Annotated in this window: 27 protein-coding genes; 6 read left to right on the top strand and 21 right to left on the bottom strand. The window is 58.6% G+C overall.

Annotated elements, in window-relative coordinates:
- Positions 1-448: 448 nt before the first annotated feature.
- The 15 genes from AC1DE4_RS28090 to AC1DE4_RS28020 form a co-directional block, all read right to left on the bottom strand.
- On the bottom strand, positions 449-772 hold the full coding sequence (locus AC1DE4_RS28090; protein ID WP_477884122.1) for a hypothetical protein: 324 nt from the start codon (positions 770-772) through the stop codon (positions 449-451).
- Position 773: 1 nt separating this feature from the next.
- The gene (locus AC1DE4_RS28085; RefSeq protein WP_477884120.1) at positions 774-1841 is read right to left on the bottom strand and encodes a hypothetical protein; all 1068 of its coding nucleotides are present in this window, start codon (positions 1839-1841) and stop codon (positions 774-776) included.
- Entirely contained in the window at positions 1838-1999 is a 162-nt protein-coding gene (locus tag AC1DE4_RS28080; protein WP_477884118.1) for a hypothetical protein, read from the bottom strand. Before AC1DE4_RS28080 ends, AC1DE4_RS28085 begins: the two co-directional genes overlap by 4 nt.
- Before the next feature lie 46 nt (positions 2000-2045).
- A complete protein-coding gene (locus AC1DE4_RS28075; RefSeq protein ID WP_477884116.1) occupies positions 2046-2396 on the bottom strand; it encodes a DUF7694 domain-containing protein in 351 nt (116 codons plus the stop codon).
- Complete coding sequence (locus AC1DE4_RS28070) at positions 2393-2878, bottom strand: hypothetical protein (protein ID WP_477884114.1); 486 nt, start codon at positions 2876-2878, stop codon at positions 2393-2395. The genes AC1DE4_RS28075 and AC1DE4_RS28070 overlap by 4 nt, the downstream gene beginning before the upstream one ends.
- Complete coding sequence (locus AC1DE4_RS28065) at positions 2869-3561, bottom strand: hypothetical protein (protein ID WP_477884112.1); 693 nt, start codon at positions 3559-3561, stop codon at positions 2869-2871. The genes AC1DE4_RS28070 and AC1DE4_RS28065 overlap by 10 nt, the downstream gene beginning before the upstream one ends.
- Positions 3562-3917: 356 nt before the next feature.
- Positions 3918-4196, bottom strand: coding sequence for a hypothetical protein (locus AC1DE4_RS28060; RefSeq protein ID WP_477884110.1), 279 nt, complete (start codon positions 4194-4196; stop codon positions 3918-3920).
- Positions 4196-4537 (bottom strand): P27 family phage terminase small subunit, encoded by a 342-nt coding sequence (locus tag AC1DE4_RS28055; RefSeq protein ID WP_477884108.1) that lies wholly within the window; start codon positions 4535-4537, stop codon positions 4196-4198. Before AC1DE4_RS28055 ends, AC1DE4_RS28060 begins: the two co-directional genes overlap by 1 nt.
- Before the next feature lie 167 nt (positions 4538-4704).
- Positions 4705-4896, bottom strand: coding sequence for a hypothetical protein (locus AC1DE4_RS28050; protein WP_477884106.1), 192 nt, complete (start codon positions 4894-4896; stop codon positions 4705-4707).
- Positions 4897-4902: 6 nt separating this feature from the next.
- Entirely contained in the window at positions 4903-5403 is a 501-nt protein-coding gene (locus AC1DE4_RS28045) for an HK97 family phage prohead protease (RefSeq protein ID WP_477884104.1), read from the bottom strand.
- Entirely contained in the window at positions 5400-5576 is a 177-nt protein-coding gene (locus AC1DE4_RS28040; protein ID WP_477884103.1) for a hypothetical protein, read from the bottom strand. The genes AC1DE4_RS28045 and AC1DE4_RS28040 overlap by 4 nt, the downstream gene beginning before the upstream one ends.
- On the bottom strand, positions 5566-6123 hold the full coding sequence (locus AC1DE4_RS28035; RefSeq protein WP_477884101.1) for a hypothetical protein: 558 nt from the start codon (positions 6121-6123) through the stop codon (positions 5566-5568). Before AC1DE4_RS28035 ends, AC1DE4_RS28040 begins: the two co-directional genes overlap by 11 nt.
- On the bottom strand, positions 6120-6641 hold the full coding sequence (locus AC1DE4_RS28030) for a hypothetical protein (protein WP_477884099.1): 522 nt from the start codon (positions 6639-6641) through the stop codon (positions 6120-6122). The genes AC1DE4_RS28035 and AC1DE4_RS28030 overlap by 4 nt, the downstream gene beginning before the upstream one ends.
- Positions 6642-7014: 373 nt before the next feature.
- Complete coding sequence (locus tag AC1DE4_RS28025) at positions 7015-7908, bottom strand: hypothetical protein (protein ID WP_477884098.1); 894 nt, start codon at positions 7906-7908, stop codon at positions 7015-7017.
- Positions 7909-8123: 215 nt separating this feature from the next.
- On the bottom strand, positions 8124-9131 hold the full coding sequence (locus AC1DE4_RS28020; RefSeq protein ID WP_477884096.1) for a DUF4062 domain-containing protein: 1008 nt from the start codon (positions 9129-9131) through the stop codon (positions 8124-8126).
- 171 nt (positions 9132-9302) lie between these two features.
- Here AC1DE4_RS28020 and AC1DE4_RS28015 point away from each other — a divergent pair, with 171 nt between their 5' ends.
- Entirely contained in the window at positions 9303-9518 is a 216-nt protein-coding gene (locus tag AC1DE4_RS28015; protein WP_477884094.1) for a hypothetical protein, read from the top strand.
- 732 nt (positions 9519-10250) lie between these two features.
- Here AC1DE4_RS28015 and AC1DE4_RS28010 read toward each other — a convergent pair.
- On the bottom strand, positions 10251-11519 hold the full coding sequence (locus tag AC1DE4_RS28010) for an AAA family ATPase (RefSeq protein WP_477884092.1): 1269 nt from the start codon (positions 11517-11519) through the stop codon (positions 10251-10253).
- Between the two features lie 492 nt (positions 11520-12011).
- On the bottom strand, positions 12012-12266 hold the full coding sequence (locus tag AC1DE4_RS28005) for a hypothetical protein (protein WP_477884090.1): 255 nt from the start codon (positions 12264-12266) through the stop codon (positions 12012-12014).
- 785 nt (positions 12267-13051) lie between these two features.
- Here AC1DE4_RS28005 and AC1DE4_RS28000 point away from each other — a divergent pair.
- Together AC1DE4_RS28000 and AC1DE4_RS27995 are read left to right on the top strand one after the other, a co-directional pair.
- The gene (locus tag AC1DE4_RS28000; RefSeq protein WP_192304339.1) at positions 13052-13309 is read left to right on the top strand and encodes a hypothetical protein; all 258 of its coding nucleotides are present in this window, start codon (positions 13052-13054) and stop codon (positions 13307-13309) included.
- A gap of 518 nt (positions 13310-13827) precedes the next feature.
- Positions 13828-14061, top strand: a complete 234-nt coding sequence (locus AC1DE4_RS27995; protein ID WP_018858477.1) for a hypothetical protein — start codon at positions 13828-13830, stop codon at positions 14059-14061.
- A gap of 145 nt (positions 14062-14206) precedes the next feature.
- Here the strand turns inward: AC1DE4_RS27995 and AC1DE4_RS27990 are convergent, their stop codons facing one another.
- The gene (locus tag AC1DE4_RS27990; protein WP_169683905.1) at positions 14207-14422 is read right to left on the bottom strand and encodes a hypothetical protein; all 216 of its coding nucleotides are present in this window, start codon (positions 14420-14422) and stop codon (positions 14207-14209) included.
- 125 nt (positions 14423-14547) lie between these two features.
- Here AC1DE4_RS27990 and AC1DE4_RS27985 point away from each other — a divergent pair, with 125 nt between their 5' ends.
- Positions 14548-15369, top strand: a complete 822-nt coding sequence (locus tag AC1DE4_RS27985) for a bifunctional allantoicase/(S)-ureidoglycine aminohydrolase (RefSeq protein ID WP_018858476.1) — start codon at positions 14548-14550, stop codon at positions 15367-15369.
- Between the two features lie 59 nt (positions 15370-15428).
- On the opposite strand, the gene cysN is transcribed toward AC1DE4_RS27985, so the two are convergent.
- The 3 genes from cysN to AC1DE4_RS27970 form a co-directional block, all read right to left on the bottom strand.
- A complete protein-coding gene (cysN, locus tag AC1DE4_RS27980) occupies positions 15429-16916 on the bottom strand; it encodes a sulfate adenylyltransferase subunit CysN (RefSeq protein ID WP_169683904.1) in 1488 nt (495 codons plus the stop codon).
- Between the two features lies 1 nt (position 16917).
- Positions 16918-17871 (bottom strand): sulfate adenylyltransferase subunit CysD, encoded by a 954-nt coding sequence (gene cysD / locus AC1DE4_RS27975; RefSeq protein WP_018116469.1) that lies wholly within the window; start codon positions 17869-17871, stop codon positions 16918-16920.
- 111 nt (positions 17872-17982) lie between these two features.
- Complete coding sequence (locus AC1DE4_RS27970; protein ID WP_018116470.1) at positions 17983-18729, bottom strand: phosphoadenylyl-sulfate reductase; 747 nt, start codon at positions 18727-18729, stop codon at positions 17983-17985.
- Positions 18730-19141: 412 nt separating this feature from the next.
- On the opposite strand from AC1DE4_RS27970, the gene AC1DE4_RS27965 reads away from it, so the two are divergent.
- A complete protein-coding gene (locus AC1DE4_RS27965; protein WP_018858473.1) occupies positions 19142-19588 on the top strand; it encodes an RrF2 family transcriptional regulator in 447 nt (148 codons plus the stop codon).
- A gap of 139 nt (positions 19589-19727) precedes the next feature.
- Entirely contained in the window at positions 19728-20114 is a 387-nt protein-coding gene (locus AC1DE4_RS27960; protein ID WP_018858472.1) for a DUF6152 family protein, read from the top strand.
- The last annotated feature ends 142 nt before the right edge of the window (positions 20115-20256 follow it).

Raw genomic sequence — 20256 nt, 5'->3', positions numbered from 1 at the left:
ATCGCAAATCCCGTCATAATACGTCCGTCGCCAAGGAAGCGGCTGTGCCTGGAAAACACAACAATGCCACCCCATGAGCGGAATAATCGCGATTGATCTCTCGATGAATTAACTCTTTGAATTTTAAAAGATTAATTTAATTAGAGAATAGGAATCTTCTTGACTGCAACCTCCTATTAAAGTATCAAAACCTCGCACAGTAATAGTGCTGTGTTTTAACGACGAAAGGGATACCCGATATGTTTCAGAACTCGATGAAACGGAGGGCCTTTGCTACCTAGGAGAATATATAAATGGAATTGGACGATTTTTTTGAAATACTAAAGGCAGTCAATAATCTTCTCTATATTATGAGAATGCTTAAAGACTTCATTATTCGAAAAACACAGCAGTAATGCGTTTATCCATTTTGGATCGGGGAGCCTTTCGGCTCCCCTTTTCATTTCTCTCAAAGCACCGACGCCGCTTCGAAGAACTCGTCAATCTGCTCTTCGGTTACGCCCATCGCGGCGAACCCCGCCGCCATCATGGGCTCGGTGCGCACGAACGTTCCCGAGTTTTCGAAAGCGATTTGCACCGCCCTCGACTGGCTCGCGACCCACGCCTCTACGGAATCAAGCAAGCCCGCCGCCAGAAGCTGAAGCTTGAACTGACGCGCGGAGACGCTTTCAACGGTCGGCGGCATGGACAAAGATGCGCGATCGGCCTCAAAAGCGGTAAGTTGGGTAGGGGTCATCTCGACCACAATACCGTCAACGTGAATGTTTGCCATTTTAAGACCTCACCCCTTGAAGTGTGACGCTCCCGGTAATCGTCCCAGAACCCGGGAGGAGACGAAGGGCGTTACGCGCAGCAACGCTGTTGCGACCCCCGGTGTTGAAAGCTGAATAGAATGCCGAAGAGCTGACGCCGACGAATCTGCTATTGAACGTCATCGCGGTAGCCTCGTTGAAACTCTCAAGAATGATATCGAACGAATTTACCGCATTTGCATCGTTGGCAGAGGCCTGGCTAATATCGAACGCCGATCCAACACCAAACGCCGGCGTAGCGGAGGAGCTCGCTACTGTCAGCCTTTGGATTGCGTAATCGGATGCGCCTGCATCGTAGGATGATCCGTTGTTGGTAGATGTTCTAAGGAACAGGGAGTTTGATCCCACTGAGGGGGATGCCTTCCCAACCAGTCTCAGGCGCCTATACGCACCGAGGTTAGTGAAATCCACTGCGGAAGCTGCCGAAAAAGCGCCGCTATAAATCGTCTCCCAACCTGGAGAGCGGACAACCGTGAAGAAGTTTGAGCCGTCGCAGATGATGGTTGCGCTCGTGCCGTTCGGGACAACAAGCGTGGTCTGGCCGTTGATGGTCTCGCTTCCGTTCGGATCAATCGTGACCGCGCCGCCGTCTGCAACAACATTCAGCGACCATCCGTTCCCCAAGGCCGCGGCGGCAGTCAGTGCCAAGGTAGCCGCAGCGGTGAATCGCAGCGTTTTGCCAGCGTCAGCCGCAACGGCGGTATAGCCACTGCTCTTTGCCGCATAAACGCTGATCGGCGCCTTGGTTGCCAGAGCGTCGTTAGACACTCCATCGGCATACTGAATCGCACCGGTCGAGGTGTTGATCGTCAACACCAGCCGGTCAGTCGTGCCGTCGAAGAAGTAATACTTGTGCAGGCCCGCCGATGCGGTGTTAAGCCACATCGTGCCGGCGACGGCATAAGATGGTCGCGCAGACCCGGAATGACTGGAAAGCAGCGCGTCTAGGCTGTCGTCAATGCGCTGTGCGAAAAGAGTCGGCGAGGCCGGGCCAAAGAGTGGCACCGACCAGGTTGCTGTTTGTGTCATTGGCATTCCTTGGTGTTGGGCGCCTCATGGGGCGCGAAGTAACCGCCGCAGGCGAAGTGGTTCGGCTTGCCGGCGGGGCTGTGCGGGTTGATCTGGCCGATCTCATCGCGCGAAGGCACGGAGCATCGGTCGCCCGGCTGGGCGTTGGCTTTTGTCAATCGATTTTCCTTTTGTTGGACGCCAAGCAGGGTGGCGTGTGCGTRGCTACTCAGCCAAACTTGGCAGACTGAGACTGTCCGACGACGCGAGCCAAATGTGATAAGCCTCTCCAGATGCAACGACATCGCGCTGCCTTGGCATCACCTCGATTGCAACGGCTTCTTCGCCGAAAAGGTCGTTCTTAATCCGCTGCCGGTCGCGCCACCTCGGCTCCGACACGCCGGCTTTCGGTCGGATCATCACGTGTGTCCAATCACCAGACGGCATTGCGAGCACGGAAAAACGCGAGTTGCTCCATGCCGCATCGTGTGGGAAGGCAGGATCGGGACGCCACGCGCCCCAATCGTCGTGCCCGCTTGCGGAGAGAAAGTCAGCGAGTTCAGCATCAGTTATCATTGGCAACACTCCCCTTGTTCAGCCAAACGCCTTAATGGGAACAACCTGCCGATCGCCAAGCTCTCAGTCACCGGCAGGCCGGCACCGATAACGCCGGTCAGAGCCGTGCCTGCCGCCGTGCCAACCAATGCGGGCGCGATGGCGCCAAGCAGGTACGGCGCGAAGATAGCCGCAGCGAGCGCCACGACTGCCCCCAGGATGCTCCGCAGGGCGCCCTTGCCGGGAACTTTGACAATGTTCACCGTGGCGCCTGGCTTAACTCGGACACGGGCCCAGTTGGATCGTTCGATTGCGTGGCCATTGATGGTGACATACAGGCGCTCGTCGCCGACGTCACAGAGCTCAACGATTTCCTCTATGGTTGATCCGGCCGGAGCCTTAAGGCTGTCCCGTTCCTGCCGCAGCGGGGAGCGACGGAGGTAGATCTGGACGCCATCGCCAGGGGCTATGATTTCGGCGTTCTCGACCACCGTTAGCTGCATGGCACGGCCTCGCGGCTCGGATCGATCAGCTTCCCGATCTCATCATCGAATGTGCATAGTGTTTTGGTCGAAACGCCTGCCGCCGAAACGGTAGTCAGGTCGCACCGACCGCCAACGAGAAACATATCCACGTCAGAGCCAGGGATGCTGTCGCGCTTTTGACGCATAGCGCGCATGATCTCAGCGCCGTGCCGCTCCAGAAAATCGTGTGCGGCGGTGTCGTCTGCACTGATGCCGAGGTGCGCCAGATCCGCTGGCGAAAGTGCTGGCGAGGACATCTGCTGGCTCGGATCAAGCCGGGTGAGTTCGAATAGTGGGAAAGCTTCGCGGTGGCAGCACGGCACGTAATAATGTACCGCCCCGGCCTTCGGCGACCACGCCGCGATCAGAAAGTCGGCCGGCATCTCACCGCGATCGGAAAGCAGGACGAACAGCATGCGGATTCCGTCCAACATTCGATCGACCGACCAATTGGGCTTGGTTCGGGACAACTCAAGCAAGTGTGCCACGATCTCTCCGACCTGAGAGGCGGATGTACCGCGTGCGGTGATCGCGATCGGATGGCTTGGAAATGCCCAAGTCTTTTTATCGACGGCATACAGCCGGCCGTCGGGGTGTAGCCAGGCGCCATCCGAAAGGATTTGCGCTCTGCCATCGCTGGTGAACGTAAAAAATGAACTCATGATGTTTCCTTGAAGACTAGGCGAGCGACGCCCAAGAGACGCGTTACCGCACCACGAGACACTCGAAGTCAGTTGTCATTCGTTCGATCTCGCTCTATTTTTTAGTGTATGGGGATACAGAAACGACGGATGTTCTGCGAAGAAGAAATCGCAATGGTGCTTGCCGAGCGGCAAACGCCAAATCACATCCTGCACTTGCTGCTCACGGTGTTTACCGGCGGCGCCTGGCTTATCGTTTGGCTCTTGGTGACCTTGTTCAAAAGCGGCGCTTACCGCTGCCCTAATTGTGGCTCAAGGACCCTTGGCTATGTTCCGAGGAAGTACAAGGAGGCGCTAAAACAGCGCCTCGCTACGCGTTAGCGCCGCCGCTTACCGCGACGCGGCCGTGGATCGCCAAACATTTGAAGTGCCCACGGCTCTGGAAGCTCCGGATGCCGCGGTTTCATGAGGTAATCCTCGCCGAGGAGGCGCCATGCTTCTTCGGTGACGGCAAGGTCGGGCCGGCCGTATTCATCCATCTCGACGCCCAACATCTGCAACTCCCAGAGCAGATCATAGCCTGTTGAGAAGACTGCATCCCACTCGTCGACGCTAGCGATAGCCCGCTTTCGGTTGGCACGTTTTCTGACTGGCATCAGGCCCTCCGGCCATAATCACGGGTGCGGGACATCCGTGGAGCCTCTGGCTGATCGATCCCATCGAGGGCAAGCTCGCGAAGCAGGCGGGCAAACGCGATTCTTGCATTCTGTAGGATGCCAACCTCTGGCCGCTCCTTTGGCTGGCCGAAGCGATCAGTGAATGTCTGTCCGTCCTTATCGAGAACCTCTCTGGCGCCTTGTGCCTGGTCCCAAGCTTCCGCGGCCAGTTGGAGAAGTCTCAAATGGTGATCCTCCAACTCGAAATCAGCCATCACCGATTTCCACCACTTCTGCGTCGCCGGCCGCAAATGCGGTGGCGGTTTTGGCGATTTTGCCATGATATTTCACCGTTTCTGAAGGGAGAAATGGCCGCAAAGGCCCACAACTCAGGGCCTTTGGCGGTAGCGGAATATTTTCTCAACCGGGGCAAGGCTCATGCACGCGATGGGGCCACACCGATCCGTGGCGGAGATGGCGGAGAGGATCAGAAGACCCCCCGTTGCCTTTACCAGCCCAGGACACGAGTGATGGCGTGCTCTGGGGTCCAGGCAAACGTGCCGTCATCCTTCTCGATCCTGTAGCTCAGAAAGAATGGAGAATGTCGGCCCTCCGCGACCGACGCCCCGATGATCTTGCCGCTCTCACCGCGGCGCGTCTCGACGAGGTCGCCGAGTTCGTATCGAAATTCAACGTTCATTCTAACCTACTTCAATGGAATGCCGCGGGCGCGCATTGCTGCCTCGGCCTTGGACGTTTTGGAGCGCTGGCCGGCGATTGTTGCCGATGTGGTCGGATAAGCCGGGAACGCCGTGATCGTGAGCTCGTACAAATCGACATCCGTAATGATGCGCAGAGGCAATCGGTCGTCGCCGTCTTGCCATTCCTCAGACCTGACTCTGAAGCCGAACGAGCACCCATGCACGTCGCCTCGCTTCACGGTACCAAGCGCTTCCATGCCGCTTGGCGTTGTGGTGTCCGCCTCGAGAGAGAACCACAAACCAATGCGATCTTCTCTTAGCGTCAGCGTGCCGGCAGTTGTCCTGCCTAGCACTCGGCCACTGTCATGATCCAACAGCATCACGACATCAGGGCTTTCCCGCAGTGTCCTGCTGAAACAGCCAGCCGCTAGCTTCTCGCGGAACGACGAGGCAATGACTGTCTCGTCACCGAACCGGGCAGCGTAACCGCTGATGGTGTTCGTCATTTTCGCTCCATAGCGTCGAGCCTAGCTTCGCGTTGACCGAGCCGGGACTTAGCGCGAAGCTCCTTGGCGATCTCCAGTGGGTCTCGATCTGAGCGGCGGGCCGTCTTGTCGCCGGGGAGCTTAATAAGGCGCGGAGCCTTGGCGCGTTTCTCATTGGCTCTCTCAAGCGACATGGCCGGAACTCCTTGCATCGGCGATCAGGCGGGTCATGCCATTGTCGCGGCCCGCGAAAAATGGAGAGCGAGGCGGCTGCATATAGCCCACTTGAACATCTTCGCGCTCGAGGCCGTCGAGGATCTCCTCAGCAGCATCGTAAGCGGCCTTGGCTGCCTCTAGGGCCGCCACGAAGGCTTCAATGCGGCGAGCGTACTCGGGCCTGACGAGAGCGCACGCGGCGAGTGATGCGATACCAAGCCGGTCGTCACGACGCCTACGGATAATTTCTGCAGCAGCCTCGAGGTCAGCCGCACGTTGACGAAGTGCGGCGAGCTTGCGGGGACGATCCAGCAGTGTGGTGTCAACGTTCTGGCCGATAAGTTCGGCAACGCCCGGCCTGATAGATGGCGCCTTCCGAATGCGAATGTCTTCCGCTAGTGCGTCCGCCTCGTGCTGCACCTGCGACTGCTCGTTGGCTAGCTCAATGTACTTAGCTGCTAACGTGCCGTACTCGACGTCAGCGTCGCTCAACGACGGGATCGCGAAGGGTTCTTGTTTCTTCAATTGAAGACCTCCTTGAATAGAGCGCCGAACGCGGCGCCGGTTATCGTGATTGATTTACGGATCCGGTCACCTTCCCAGTGGGAAGCAAGCGAACCATGCGGACGGAATCGGCTAACCGAGCCGTCTTCCCAATGGAGAGCGATCTCTGGCCAGGTCGAGACGAATTCGATGTCGAGCGGCGCGGCTGGCTGGCCTTCGGCGCCTTCCGCTGCCAGCACTTCCAGCACGCTGCGAATAGTGCGCGGGATCGAGGCAGGCGCGCCATCGAGATTGGCGCCACCGGGAACGAGCGCGCCGTAGGTCGCGACGGCATCTGCCGCTTTGGCTGCCGTGGCGTCGCTCGCCAATGCGATAAGCAAAGTGAGAAGGTCGTGGCGATCGACCTCGGGCGGAACGCCAGGCGCACCGGCGGGCATGAGCTCAGCTTCGCGAAGGCGGCGCGCGATTTGACGGACGCGCGCCTCAGAGAAGCCAACGTGGCGCGCAATGGCCGCCGTGGCATAGGTGATAGTTGGCACGCTCAATCCTTTCGTGATCTGCGCGGTTTGCGAGTGTGGTGGCAATAAAAAAAGCCGGCCCTCGGGCCAGCTAGCGTTGGGCAGGCGAGCAGCAGCGAGAGGAGGGCGCTGCGCTCGAGCCCGACAATCACCGATGTCTCCATACGGTGACAATTCCGACGTGTGCGTACATCCGGCATCACGTTGGAGGGTTTTCGCGCGCCTCACATCGCCGGATACGGGGGAAGCGGTGCTTTAAGCCTTGTCGAAGGGCTGGCGCGCGAAACTTTAGATAAAGAGGCCCGGCGCGGAACTGCAGTGCGACGGGCAAAGAACGGAGCGGTATTTCTACCGCTTCATTTAGATACGTTCCCGCGAGCCACTTTAGGGACAATCAAGCAACGATTGATTGCAACTTTCTGACCGCTGCGTTGATCCGCGCAATTCCTTGCCTTTCAGCCGTCTTGCCAGAATATCCGAACGCCTCGCCAATTTGTTGAGCGGTAGCGTCGGTGATGGCAACGTCCAGAACGTCCGAATCCATGCCGAGGGCGAGGCGGACAGCGGTCTTCTTTGCATTCCGATCCATCTCTATCACGGCCGCGTGGTCACCATTATCTTGACGTGTCGAGTTGCCCGTTGCACGTGTCACGCCACCGAGCCAGCCAGCGCCGTCAGCAATCGGCGTGTTGTCGTTTGCAGGAAGCAAGAACCGGATTGATTGCTGAGACCGCTTCGGTGGCGCCTTATAGCCCTTGGGCTGCCGTGTGCGCTCCACCGGTGTCTTGCGCCTTCCGCGCGCTGTCTCCCCGTAGCAAACGAGCTTGCCGCCGCAAAATTGGAGATTGCCAAGCTGCACTTGGCTTCCGGAAAAAGTGAAGCCAGGTTTGCGTCGTTCCGTGACTATCCACCTGCCGTTGATCTTCGCGGAAACAACCCGATAGCGCATGCCTGGCGACGCAGCGTCGAGCATTTCGTCGATGCCGGGACGCATCTCGTGCCGCATGTCTGGGTCACCTTCAGGAGCTGCTGCATCTGGATCATTGTCGTTTGCAGCGACCATATGCGGCGGCGCCATCAACTCTGCATACCGATATAAGGTACGGGCTGCCTCCGGACTGTCGAGGCGGGAAAGACGTTCCACCGTTGGCCAGGCAAGCACCGGCTTGGCTTTGCCAGGCAGGCTCTCAAGCCACGCTCGTCTTGCGGCGAGATCTGTGGCGAATTCGTCTGCATGACGCGGCACGTTGTCGTTCGCGGCGACTGGCCGCGTTACCTGAAATGACATTTGGTGCAGTTCCTCGGAATTGAGGTTTGTTCCGGCCGGCGTCCCGGCTCTTGCTTCCTAGACCGCTAGACGGCTGGGCTCGTTGGCCCCTACATTTATATAGTGTTCGGCAGGCTAAACACTAAACCTGCTTAAGCCGATTTCTGCTCTGAATTGGATTTGCAAACTATTAAGTTGCGAGCGTCGCAAATCGTCAAGGGTGGGCTTTGAGAGAATTATTCCGGAATTGCTCTTCGAACTACCATTCCCTCCATAAATAGGGCTCTTCCCTTGTCGGTGAGCGTGAGGAATTCGGCTGTCCCGCCCTGTGTCGTGCCCGTAACTCTCGCTGTTATAAGCCCCAAAGCAATAAATTGAACTTTTATCCGTGTGACATCAATTTCATTCACTGAAAACGGCTTATGGGAAACGTCCGCCTCGTCTGCCGCTTGTTTGACGGCCGCTACAATTGCTGCCTCTGTTCTCGCGATGTCCAGATTCGCGGCGAGCAGAAGGAAAAGTTGACGCCACGTGAAAGTCGCTGATCCTTCGGGATATCTGGTCGACCCGCTGGGCGCTTGATACCTATATTTGTAACGAACTACGAACTGATCATCCAAATCGGCCAAGTTCTCGTATTTCGCAGACGGAACAGCTTTCAGCATTGTGAGCTCAGCCCGAAGTGTGGCGTTCTCTTGCAGGGCTTTATTTGCCTGCTCCAAGACCTCCTGATTGGCTGCTGCGTCACCGCGTATCCATCCAGTCTGAGGCATATCGTTGAAGGCATGTATCAAGGCCTTCAGAACGAGCGGTTCCAAGCTCTGCCTTGTGCTCCACTGTTGGACAAGCCGGCCGGTCATTACCTTCTTACGGAATGCTTCAAGCGCCGCGGCGACCTTTGGTTTGACCTCGCTCTTTCCCAGCGGAATCTGAGCGGGGTCCTCGTGAACGAACGCCAGAACGACCTTTCCGGTTTCGACCGCATAGTCATATTCCCGTTCGGTGAAGCTGACGCCATCACCGTCCATCGATCCATATCTGCCACCAACTATCAGCAGGTAGTAGTCGCACTCGTCGATCACTTTCTTGATGTAAGTGAGTTGTTGGACGTCCGCCGCAGGAAATAACTCCATGCCTGCCGGGATGTGCTTCAGGTCGAGAATGTTTCGAATTGCATCCTGTCGCTCGTCGGCAAGGTCACGAAAAGTCGAGGAAACGAATACTTGATACTTTTTGTCGGCCACGAATCACTATCCTGTAATGGTTGACGTAGGATAGCGCTTTGCAACTCAGGCTGCATGACCGGCTTTGGCTAAATCCACTGTTCTGGCCGCGGTGGTGGCAGGGACGCGGATGAGGGAGTTGCAGCGCATTGCCGAACATGTATCGTGTCGCCAGACAAACAGAGGACTCATATGCTCACACTTCTCGCTGCCGTCGTGGTTTCCGGTTTCACGACCACTCCCGTGCCGATGACAAAAATGCCTTCCAATGAAGTTGCCATGATGTGCATGAAGAAGGGCGAGTATACCAGTGGAATGAATAAGATCTGCATCTATGACTGCTTGGGTAGCGATACCGCAATCACGATTGGGGCGACTTCTCTTTGCCCACTCTCCATCGACAACTGATCTCGTCGCTATGTGCAGCGGTCAACCTTCCTAGCCTCCCTGCAGGCTCGTTATCGTTAGCCGCCACCGGCCGCCGATCTGGCCTCATCAGGTAGAACTCCTGCCAACTGAGGCGCCTGCCGCGGAGGGGGCGGTCGGGGTGTAGTTCGGCGTTGGTCAAATGCTCTCCTTTGTTTTTGAAAGGATTGGCGCGGCTCGAAATTGACGTCTCATTCACGTCGTGCCACCTTTTTGGGCGAATTAGGGGGATTCGATGCATCCAAGCCAATTGCCGGGAAGCACTAAGCTTATCAACACGATCGCAGGTCTTGCGCCGCCGATATGGACCTGGGCGAAGACGGGGAGCTGGAAGACAGCGATTGCGGTCTTCCTGATCGGTTTTGTCGCAGGACATGTGATATCGAGTGCGTACCTCAAGGCGCAGTTCCCAGCTTCGAAGAGAAACGCCGAAGGCGGGTTTAACGAGGAAGCGATTGCTGAAGGGACTCGCCGGGCGATGCCTGTCTTTCTTTGGGCAGGGCCGATTTGTGGTGCTCTGGCCGCTATATATTTCGTCTACGGCTAGTTCGCCTTACCTCTGTCTTGGAAGCCCAGTTTGTTTGCGCCGACGCCGTTTTGCGCCAACACATTTTTTGTTCTCACTCATGCGCGCGACGACCTATCCTCAAGGGATATGGTCGTCGGCGCACCGTGATTTGCGACGATGCGCCGACCCGTTTGCGCCAACTATTTTTAGGTTGGCGCAGCCGCTGGTTTGATGAAGTTTCGCTGCTTGCGGGAGACTGCATCATAGAGGTCAACGACTTCTAGTTCGCCAGCCTCAATCCATGCTTCGAGCATGCCCTTTGCCTCTCTTTTATCTGTAGCGACACTGAGATCCACGAGCAGATCACCTGCCCATGGTTTTCCTTTTGGGTCGGCTTTGAAGTCCGAGTGCTGCAAGCGGATCTTGATCCCGGCCAGCGTCTCCGCCGGCACGTCTGCTACAACAGCGGCTCGAGCAGCTGCCTGGCGATCCGCAATGTCATCGGGGGATGGCCACTTCCATGGCTCGACGACGCCGATCTCGTCGCCGGTCTTGGCAAGCCCGCGCCCGTTCATAAGGTTGACAGATGCGAACCGTCGCCACTGGCTGTTGCCCGATGCGATCATATTCACTTTTCCGAAGTCGACGCGGAAATATGATCTAGGCTCCTCGACGCCGGCCTTCTCCGCCTCTGCAGGGGTCATGACGTTAAACACTCGCATTGACCGGACCTTGTCCTTAAACGCGCCGCCACCGCGGGCGCTATCAGCAGTCACTTCTCCCTGGTTCTTCGATACGTGGTGCACTAGCTCGACACAGCAGTTTCCCTCATCGGCAACTCGAACCCAGGCCGCGGCTACTCGCTGCATGGCGCCGTTGTCGTTCTCCTGGGCCTCATGTGTCGAAACGAACGGATCGATGATGACGACATCGATCTCGCGCCGCCGAATTTCAGCCACCATATCTTCAACAAACGGCTCTACGATCTTAAGGTCTCGGCCTTCTTGGCGAGCTATAACAAACTCCTGATCGCGTCCCGAGTCAGTGAACAGCCGGCCACCAATCTGTTCGTTGGTAACACCAAAGTGCTTGGCCGCACCGTGAAAGCGGCGAGCGATCTCATCTTGGGGGTCTTCGGCGTTAATCCACCAAACGCGCAGCGGCTTTGTCAGCGGGCCATCAGCGTTGAGCAGGGGGCGGCCGGTAACCATAGCAAGCGTCTCCGAAATGGAATGTGCGGTCTTGCCGCCGCCGCCGGGCCCAACCGAGGCAGTTGCGTACTTGCGGATGAAATGCTTGCCGAAGAGCCAATCGCGTTCCGGAATCGCCGAAGGGTCGCCCAGGCTGAAGGGGGTTGCAGAGACTCGGGGCGTTTCTGTGAGTTCCCACGGATCGTATGTAAGACGGCTACACCATCGCCTCCGATAGTGATCCGGCCGCTCTTTCCGTCGACGGTGGCTCCGAAAACCGAGCATCCGGCAATGTTTCCGCCATGCTCACGCTGAAGGCGGGTTAGGCGCTCTTTGACTTCAGCCGTTGCTGTGGGGGTATTGTCGTTAGCAGCGCCAGGCTGATCAGGCTCTGGACCGACCGCCTTCTCGGCAAGAGGCATGTTGCAAACATCCTCAAGCGGCACGTCGTCAGCAATCGCTTCCATGATAACATCCACGGCACGCTCACAGCGCCAGCCTTCTATCTGGCGGATCTCCGGCGTTCCATTGTTCCAAGCGGTCACCACTGAAACATCGTCGCCCTTGCCAATGAAACGATCGAAGCTATCCGTTAGAACCGCTAGCCGAGGAATGTCGTCGACTTCAAAGTCGGACCAATGGGCGACCTTCTCAAGACTTTCCCGGGTGACGTTTTCCCAGTCTGGCCGGTCGTCCTTGAACGGCACGAGCACCGGATCGCCTGAAAGCATCCAGCAGAACTGCTGAAACTCGCTCCATACTGTCTGTCGACCGTCATTAGGCTGCGCGATGATTGTCATTGGCTGATTTGCCCCCTATTGCCGCCAGAGCAGCGCTTACGATTTCGGCCGACAAGGTCGGTGCAAAAGATGCAGAGTTTTTGCCCGCAGCGTTGGGGGCAATGATCCGATAATGGCCATTTGGTAATCGTCTTATGGCCAGATTGAAAATGCGCAGGTGGTGGCCGATTTGCAGGTCAAATTCAGCCATATCCTGCGGCCGGTAAGGTGGCCGTAGGTTCACAATTTCCATGTTTCTCCTTGTTGACGTTTGGGGGTGGTTGTGATCGTTCCGCATCCGGTTACGGCAACGATTGGCAATGAATGGGCGGAACAGAACGTGTTTGAGCGTCACGTGCGAACGCAAGAAAGCCCGCATTTCCGGGCTTTTTGGGATAAGGTTCGTTGTTCGGGACGTGGGGGTCGAGTGTTCGAATCACTCCACTCCGACCAGCCGAAACCCCTGCTCTGCAGGGGTTTTTCATTTGTGCCAATGGACGCACAAAAACCTCACCGACAGATTCAGCAATTGATTGGAATTCCAATCCGTCGGAAAGCCGTCGGCGGCTACAAATTCTCGACTGTGGTTCGCTTAAGCCGACGGCGAAGACAAACGCGCCGCCGCCGCCGACTCGCGGAAAGAGCAACTCGAAATGCCGTCATCTCTGTTGGCTGGACAGGTGGGAGATTGGGCGGCGATTTGGGGTCGAGTGATAATTGAAACGCTGATGCCGAAGCTCCGCTGTACGAGCTGTGGAAATGTGGGGTGCATCTCCAGTGGATCTTGGCTCTTTACTTCGTGTCCATCCGAATTACGCGTCCGGAAGCCGTAACTGTGCATTCTAGAGTGTAATGTCGGGTGGCGATCGTCAGAAGCCAGGTGGGACCGGTCCGCTCGGCTGCCTTGACGACGTTCGTTCCCCCTCGAGGGCTCTGATATCGATCGGCCCGTCGGCTGCACGCGCGCAAAGCGCGAGCCGGAACGTTGCTCAAGTCCGGCGATCCGGCGGAAGCTTCGCCGCATGCAGACGGCTTCAATTGATCGATACGCGAGTAGCGGCCAAACGACACGCGTACATCGACACACGTGCCCGTCTTGTCGTTCCACCAAGTGCTGCTCCTGACGTGTCGGTAGCCACGGGCTTGCATCTTGGACGCAGCGTCCGTCGCGCGAGTACCGACGAGATCGGCGATATCACTGGGCGCGGCGGCGAAAGCAAAAATAGAAAACGAGCAAAAGATGGCCGCAAGGCCGACTATCCTTTTCACGAAATCCTCCTTGAAACGAGCCTCTGAAGACCATCGCTTTGCCATCCGCGGTCAAGCGGGTGCCTGGAACAGTAGCCGCAATAGTCGGTAGAGAACATGTCTTCTGGGTGGAGCGGACCACAAACGAGACCAACGGTTAAGTACGCAACAGTAAATTTACGGCTCGTGAAGATCCACGATGTCTCGGGATTTCTCGGGACGAGCCTTGGAGTCCTAGAGCGGTTTACGGCAAACACCGGATCCGCCATCAAAAGGAATTGACTTGGCTGTCACCAAGGGCCGGGTCGGGCGGGAGGTTTTCGATGTCCAGCCGAAAAGCCGCGGAGGCGGGCTTTTTTCTTACGCCGCCATTTAGCTTCCTTGCTGTGAACAACACAACTACAGCCTCTGGAACATTCAGCCGAAAGGTCGCATCGGCGTCGCTGTCGCAAACGGAGGCTTAGATGTCGTATTTCGGTATCCATAAAAATAAGCGAGAACTAAAGTACGCAGCTTCACATAAAGATATATCAGATAAGCGCGCTTCGGCGGGCGGGGAACAGTGCATGAAGACCTCAGAATACAAAGCTGCGGTTGCCGTCACGGGACTGAGCGCCGCTGGTGTCCAAAAGCTCTTTGGTGTCGATCAGACGACGACACGTCGCTGGGCGTCGGGTGAAACCGAAGTACCGCGCGCGGTCGGCCTGTGCCTGCTGTTGATGGCGTCGGCAAACGTGTCCGTCGCGCAGGCTGAGATCTTGGCCGATGACACCGATGTCAGGCTTGCCAGGATCGCTTAAGACGGCTTGCCCAATCATTTCAGCAATCGGATGCAGCACCCGTAGTGGCCAGGGTCCCCGACCCTCGGGCCCGGCTACGGACGCACAGCCCCCTTTGCTTCGATCCGGCACCGCTGGTGCAGCGGCTGTTCCGGCTTCGAGCGCGCTAAGCTCCGAGAATGGCATCGATTTCGGCAATCAGGGTCGCATAGGTCTCGATATGCCGATAATACTCGTTGCGGATCTGCTCGGTGATATCGGAGAGCGGCCCGCCATCCTCCGCGCGGAAGTGTTTGACGTCGTTCTCGGACATGGATTTGAGATTGTCCTCGTATTCCTTGACCCTCTGAACATAGTCTTCCCGAAGTTTTTCCAGACTCATCGATCCCTCCTGAGCTAGCGAGGCACCGCGGACAGTCTGCCGCGGCGACGGCAATCTAAAGGTTGCCTAGAAGAGATGCGGCGCTTAAACCAGATTGACAATCCCGGCCCGTGAAAAGTGAACCAATGAGCAGCTCGAACTTCTACTCCAGCATGGGCGGCCTGCCGCCGCAGACCGAACTCCTCTCCAGCAAGGCGGTGTTCACGACGGCCTATGCCGTCATCCCCCGCAGCGTCATGACTGACATCGTCACCAGCTACTTCCCGCACTGGGAAGGGACACGTGCCTGGGTGATCTCCCGCCCGCTGACCGGTTTTTCCGAGACGTTCTCGCAGTACATCATGGAAGTGCAGCCGGGTGGCGGCAGCGACCGGCCGGAACCGGAGAAGCGCGCCGAAGGCGTGCTCTTCGTCGTCGACGGTGAGATGACCGTCGAGTTCGACGGAAAGGCACACCAAATGCGCCCCGGCTCCTTCGCCTTCCTGCCCGCCGGCTCCCGTTGGGCGCTGTGGAACAAGAGTGCTGCACCCGTAAAGTTTCACTGGATCCGCAAGGCGTTCCAAGAGGTCGAGGGGCAGGAGCCGCCGCCGGCGATCTTCACGCATGAGGAAAATCACCCGCCGCAGCCGATGCCGGATACGGACGGCGCCTGGGCCACGACGCGCTTCATCGCCCCGGCCGATCTTCGCTACGACATGCACGTCACCATCGTCACCTTCGAGCCCGGCGGCGTGATCCCGTTCATGGAAACGCACGTGATGGAGCACGGCCTCTACGTGCTCGAGGGCAGGGCCGTCTATCGTCTCAACAAGGATTGGGTCGAAGTCGAAGCCGGTGACTTCATGTGGCTGCGCGCCTTCTGCCCGCAGGCCTGCTATGCCGGCGGTCCCGGACGCTTCCGCTACCTGCTCTACAAGGACGTCAATCGCCACATGCCACTGTGGTAGGGGTCACGCGGCGAGTTTAGAATGAGAAACGGGGCCGATGTGGCCCCGTTTTCGTTTGCCTAGATGTCGCTTGCCGCGTTCGACCAGAGGTCGGCCGCCTCAGCGGCGGTCATGCGCCGCACCTCCGCCTCATGGCGGCGGTTGGCGAAGAGTTCGCTCGCCATGATCTGGTCGGCGAGGTCGGCCGGCAGCGACAGGATCACGCGGGCATCGCCGCCGTGGATGCCGCCGAGCTCGCTCCGCTTTCCGCTGACCATGCCGCCGGCCACCGTGTTGTTGGTGTCGGGGTCGATCAGGATGAAGGAGCCGGTCGCCCGGTTCTGCTCGTAGGGGTCGAAGATCGCCTGTTCGTCGAAGGCGAGGCGCACCTTGCCGATCGCATTCATGTAGAGCGTATCGACCGGGGCCCAGGCGCCGGTCTTCAGCTCGAGCTGCGCCACCGGCTGCACCTGTACGCGCTGGCGACGGCTGCCGCTCTTCAGCCAGTAGCGCTTGCCGGCTTCGATACCCTCCGGCTGCAGCGCGACGATCTGCGCGTCGAATGAGATGCCCACCTGCGGCTGGCTGTCGATCGAGACGATCATGTCGCCGCGTGCAACGTCGACCTGCCGGTCGAGAACCAGCGTGATCGCATCACCGGCAACGGCGGCGTTGCGCACGAGATCGAAGGTGACGATCTTGGAAACGTTGGCGATCATACCCGAGGGCAGGATCATGACGCTATCACCCGGCTTGACGGAACCGCCGGCAACGGTGCCCTGGTAGCCGCGGAAGCTTTCCCCCGGACGCGAGACGCGCTGCACCGAGAAGCGGAAGCCTGTCGCCTGCGAGGAGCGGACGGTCGCAAGCTCGAGCGTCTCGACCAGCGTCGGGCCGGCGTACCACGGCATCGATGCCTCGCCGGAATAAACGACGTTCTCGCCCTTCAGGGCCGACATCGGGATCGCGGTGATCTGCTTGACGCCGAGCGACAGCGCGAATTCGCGGAACTCGTGCGTAATCTTCTCGAAGCCGGCGCGATCGTAGTTCGTCAGGTCGATCTTGTTGATGGCAAGCACGAACTGCTTGATGCCGAGCAGCGAGGCGATCGTTGCGTGGCGACGCGTCTGCTCCAGAATGCCGGCGCGCGCGTCGACCAGGAGCACGGCGAGATCGGCGGTGGAGGCGCCGGTTGCCATGTTGCGGGTGTACTGCTCGTGGCCGGGCGTGTCGGCAACGATGAAGGAGCGCTTGTCGGTCGAGAAGTAGCGATAGGCGACATCGATGGTGATGCCCTGTTCGCGCTCGGCCTGCAGGCCGTCGAGCAGCAGTGCGAAGTCGGGCAGGCCGAGATCGTTCTGCTTGCCGGTGGAATCGCGCTGCAGCGTGGCGGCCTGGTCTTCCTTGACGGCCTTGGTATCCCAGAGCAGGCGGCCGATCAGGGTGGACTTGCCATCATCGACGCTGCCGCAGGTGATGAGGCGCAGCGGTCGCGAGTCGCGCGTTGCCGTCGCAGGATCTGCGGCGGGCACGGCAAGGGCGTGTGCGGCGGTTACGGCTGCGGTCATCTCAGAAATATCCTTCACGCTTCTTCTTTTCCATGGAACCGGACTGGTCGCGGTCGATGGCGCGGCCCTGTCGTTCGGAGACAGTGGCAATTTCGAGTTCGGCAATCACCTCTTCGAGCGTGGTCGCCTTCGATGGGATGGCGCCTGTCAGCGGAAAATCGCCCAGGGTGCGGAAACGGATCATGCCTTCCTGGCGCACTTCGCCGGGCAACAGTTCCAGCCGCGGATCTTCGGCAAGGATCATCATGCCGTCGCGCTCAACATAGGGGCGCTTCTTGGCGTAGTAGAGCGGCACGAGCGGAATGTCTTCGGCCTGGATGTAGCGCCAGATATCGACTTCGGTCCAGTTTGACAGCGGGAAGACGCGAACGCTTTCGCCCTTGCGGATCTGGCCATTATAGATGTTCCAGAGTTCCGGGCGCTGGTTGCGCGGATCCCAGCGATGGTCTGGTGTGCGGAAGGAATAGATGCGTTCCTTGGCGCGGCTGGCTTCCTCGTCGCGGCGCGCGCCACCGAAGGCGGCATCGAATTGGCCGGCGTCGAGGGCCTGGCGCAGCCCTTCGGTCTTCATGATGTCGGTAAAGGCGGCCGAGCCATGCGTGAACGGCGTGATGTTTTCGGCCGCACCCCGCGGATTGATGTGCTCGATCAGGTCGAGGTCGTATTTCTTCGCGGTTTCATCGCGAAAGGCAATCATCTCACGGAATTTCCAGCCGGTGTTGACATGCAGCAGCGGGAAGGGGACGCGACCGGGGTAGAAGGCCTTACGGGCCAGATGCAGCAGGACCGACGAATCCTTGCCGATCGAGTAGAGCATGACGGGACGCTCGAATTCGGCGGCGACCTCACGGAAAATGTGGATCGCTTCGTTTTCGAGAGCCTTCAAATGCGGGTCGAGCGGCGGCTTGGCGCTCCGGGGATTGTTGAGTTCCGTATCCGGACGGCTATCGGGCATTTCTGACTCCAGGCTTCAATCATTCTCGGAAGGGAGGCATCCGGAATGGGTGCATTTCAGACTTCGAGGAGCGCAGGCGACGGGCCGCGCTCCGATCCCGAAGTCGACGGGTTACTGTTGTGCGGCAATCGCCGAGGCCTCTTCAGCCACGTGCAGGCCGCATTCGCGCTTTTCGTCCTGTTCCCACCACCAGCGGCCGGCGCGTTCCGGCTCGCCCGGCTTGATCGCCCGGGTGCAGGGTTCGCAGCCGATCGAGGGATAGCCGCGGGCGTGCAGCGGATTGATCGGCACGCCGTTGTCGGCGACATAGGCCTTGATAACGTCGAGGTCCCAGTCGGCGAGCGGGTTCACCTTCAGGAGATGACGCTCCGCGTCATATTCCGCAAACGGCGTCTCAGCGCGGTTGGCCGATTGGCCACGGCGCAGGCCGGTGATCCAGATCGTCGCCCCTGCCAGGGCTCGCGCAAGCGGCTTCAACTTGCGCACGCCACAACAGGCATGCCTGGCTTCGACGCTCTCATAGAAGCCGTTGAGGCCGTACTTGGCGGCATAGGCATCGATATCTGCCTGTTCGGGCTCGTAACGGCTGATGTGAAGATCGTATTGCTTCTCGGTCTCGTCGATCAGCGCCAGCGTTTCCGGAAACAACCGTCCGGTCTGCAGCGTCACGACGTCGATCGGAAGGCGGTGGTTGCCGATTTCGGCGGTGATGACTTGGTCCTCGATGCCGAGGGAGGTGGTGAAGACGACGCGGCCGCCAAGGCCGGCGACGAGCGACAGACGCTCCGCAAGGTCAAGGCTCGCGAGGTTCGCGTTCAGCGTTTCCGCTTCAGCGTTCGGATTGGCAGCAACAGTCATGGGGATCCTGTCCTTGATGTTGGCCGGAGTATCGCAGGTCGGGCTTGGATCGGACAGAAAAACGGATTTCGAAAGCAGGCGCGATAGGAGCAAATATCTCTCCCCGGCCGCTGCAATGCGGAAAAGCAGCCGCGCCGCGATGGTTTGTCGACGGTCAGCCCAATTGTCTATTGATTTAGTAGAGTAACACGTTGCCTGTCAATCGGAAATGTGAATTGATGACATCGCAAGTGCATTTTGACGTAGATTTGCAGTATTGGCCGAGGGTGAAAAAACAAGGCCAAAAACCTTGTCTCTCAAGGGTTTCGCCGGCTTGTTCAAATTCCGTTCATGCTGCGCATGCCATAGAGACAGGATCCTGCTTGCGGCGGGTCTGTGATTCCGCCCGCCATGTGTGTGTCGACGGTCAAAAATGATTACGCAAAAGGCAAAATATGCGCTGAGGGCGCTGACGGTATTGGCGGCAGCCGATGACGGCGAGCCGGTGATGATCTCAGACATTGCGGCGCAGCAGAAGATCCCAAAGAAGTTCCTTGAACAGATCCTTCTCGACCTGAAGCACCAGGGCATCGTCGTCAGTCGCCGCGGCAAGACGGGCGGGTATCTGCTGCTGAAGCCGGCCGACATGATCACCTTCGGCGAGGTGCTGCGCATCATCGACGGGCCGATCGCACCGCTTCCCTGCCTCTCGATCACCGCTTATCGCAAATGCGATGATTGCGATGGAGAGCAGAACTGCGAGATCCGCCATGTTTTCGCCAAGGTGGCGGATGCGACCCGCAAGGTGCTGTTCTCCACGACGATCGCAGATGCTGTCGCGCCGGCAAAGGTCGCGGAAGTCACCCGTTTGCTCGCCTAGGCCTAATCATCGTCCATGCTGCTGCATGTTGCTTGAGACCATCAGGCGGATAATGGTCGCTTCAAGATTCGGTGAGATAGCTTTCCATTGCTTGGTGCTACGCCAATTCGCCCCTGTCCTGAGGTAGGGAGAAACGAACATGCGTCTCATGAACTCGAAACGGATGGCAATTGGTGCGGTCCTCGCGCTGACCTTGGCGTCGGGAGCCGCGGCGCACCACGGCTGGTCGTGGGCCGAGGGAGAGCAGACGGAATTGCATGGCACGATCGAAAAGGTCACGATGGGTGGGCCGCACCCGACGCTCGACGTTGCGACCGCCGCCGACGGCGTCTGGCTCGTCGAACTCGGCAATCCCAGGCAGACCGAACGCTCGGGCTTTGTCGAAGGCTCCGCGAAGAAGGGGGATCCGATTGTCGTCCTCGGAAACCGTTCGCTGAAGGCCGACGAGAAACGGATGAAGGCCGTGCGCATCACGGTCGCCGACAAGCGCTACGACATCTATCCGGAACGGATCCAGACGAACTAGATGGTGTTGTCTAATCGCATTGCGTTGGTCAAACTCTTTTTGACATGCTCAACAACGCCCGGCCGAGCATCGTTCGACCGGGACGAGTACTAAACCGTGGATGTGCGGACCGCTGTTTCATGTTGCGTTGTTGATGACGTTT

It is taken from the genome of Rhizobium sp. 10N414 (genome assembly GCF_056394785.1).
Note: the sequence above shows the minus strand (reverse complement) of the source record. Positions and strands in the feature narration are given on the sequence as shown.

Excerpts from the sequence above, each read along its gene's own strand:
- AC1DE4_RS28060 (WP_477884110.1), bottom strand. The coding sequence starts at position 4,196 with ATGCCAGTCAGAAAACGTGCCAACCGAAAGCGGGCTATCGCTAGCGTC.
- AC1DE4_RS28075 (WP_477884116.1), bottom strand. The coding sequence starts at position 2,396 with ATGATAACTGATGCTGAACTCGCTGACTTTCTCTCCGCAAGCGGGCAC.
- AC1DE4_RS28015 (WP_477884094.1), top strand. The coding sequence starts at position 9,303 with ATGCTCACACTTCTCGCTGCCGTCGTGGTTTCCGGTTTCACGACCACT.
- AC1DE4_RS28025 (WP_477884098.1), bottom strand. The coding sequence starts at position 7,908 with ATGTCATTTCAGGTAACGCGGCCAGTCGCCGCGAACGACAACGTGCCG.
- AC1DE4_RS28045 (WP_477884104.1), bottom strand. The coding sequence starts at position 5,403 with ATGACGAACACCATCAGCGGTTACGCTGCCCGGTTCGGTGACGAGACA.
- AC1DE4_RS27960 (WP_018858472.1), top strand. The coding sequence starts at position 19,728 with ATGCGTCTCATGAACTCGAAACGGATGGCAATTGGTGCGGTCCTCGCG.
- AC1DE4_RS28005 (WP_477884090.1), bottom strand. The coding sequence starts at position 12,266 with ATGGAAATTGTGAACCTACGGCCACCTTACCGGCCGCAGGATATGGCT.
- cysN (WP_169683904.1), bottom strand. The coding sequence starts at position 16,916 with ATGACCGCAGCCGTAACCGCCGCACACGCCCTTGCCGTGCCCGCCGCA.
- cysD (WP_018116469.1), bottom strand. The coding sequence starts at position 17,871 with ATGCCCGATAGCCGTCCGGATACGGAACTCAACAATCCCCGGAGCGCC.
- AC1DE4_RS27985 (WP_018858476.1), top strand. The coding sequence starts at position 14,548 with ATGAGCAGCTCGAACTTCTACTCCAGCATGGGCGGCCTGCCGCCGCAG.
- AC1DE4_RS28090 (WP_477884122.1), bottom strand. The coding sequence starts at position 772 with ATGGCAAACATTCACGTTGACGGTATTGTGGTCGAGATGACCCCTACC.
- AC1DE4_RS28050 (WP_477884106.1), bottom strand. The coding sequence starts at position 4,896 with ATGAACGTTGAATTTCGATACGAACTCGGCGACCTCGTCGAGACGCGC.
- AC1DE4_RS28055 (WP_477884108.1), bottom strand. The coding sequence starts at position 4,537 with ATGGCAAAATCGCCAAAACCGCCACCGCATTTGCGGCCGGCGACGCAG.
- AC1DE4_RS28070 (WP_477884114.1), bottom strand. The coding sequence starts at position 2,878 with ATGCAGCTAACGGTGGTCGAGAACGCCGAAATCATAGCCCCTGGCGAT.
- AC1DE4_RS28040 (WP_477884103.1), bottom strand. The coding sequence starts at position 5,576 with ATGTCGCTTGAGAGAGCCAATGAGAAACGCGCCAAGGCTCCGCGCCTT.
- AC1DE4_RS28010 (WP_477884092.1), bottom strand. The coding sequence starts at position 11,519 with ATGCTCGGTTTTCGGAGCCACCGTCGACGGAAAGAGCGGCCGGATCAC.
- AC1DE4_RS27965 (WP_018858473.1), top strand. The coding sequence starts at position 19,142 with ATGATTACGCAAAAGGCAAAATATGCGCTGAGGGCGCTGACGGTATTG.
- AC1DE4_RS28085 (WP_477884120.1), bottom strand. The coding sequence starts at position 1,841 with ATGACACAAACAGCAACCTGGTCGGTGCCACTCTTTGGCCCGGCCTCG.
- AC1DE4_RS28065 (WP_477884112.1), bottom strand. The coding sequence starts at position 3,561 with ATGAGTTCATTTTTTACGTTCACCAGCGATGGCAGAGCGCAAATCCTT.
- AC1DE4_RS27990 (WP_169683905.1), bottom strand. The coding sequence starts at position 14,422 with ATGAGTCTGGAAAAACTTCGGGAAGACTATGTTCAGAGGGTCAAGGAA.
- AC1DE4_RS27970 (WP_018116470.1), bottom strand. The coding sequence starts at position 18,729 with ATGACTGTTGCTGCCAATCCGAACGCTGAAGCGGAAACGCTGAACGCG.
- AC1DE4_RS27995 (WP_018858477.1), top strand. The coding sequence starts at position 13,828 with ATGAAGACCTCAGAATACAAAGCTGCGGTTGCCGTCACGGGACTGAGC.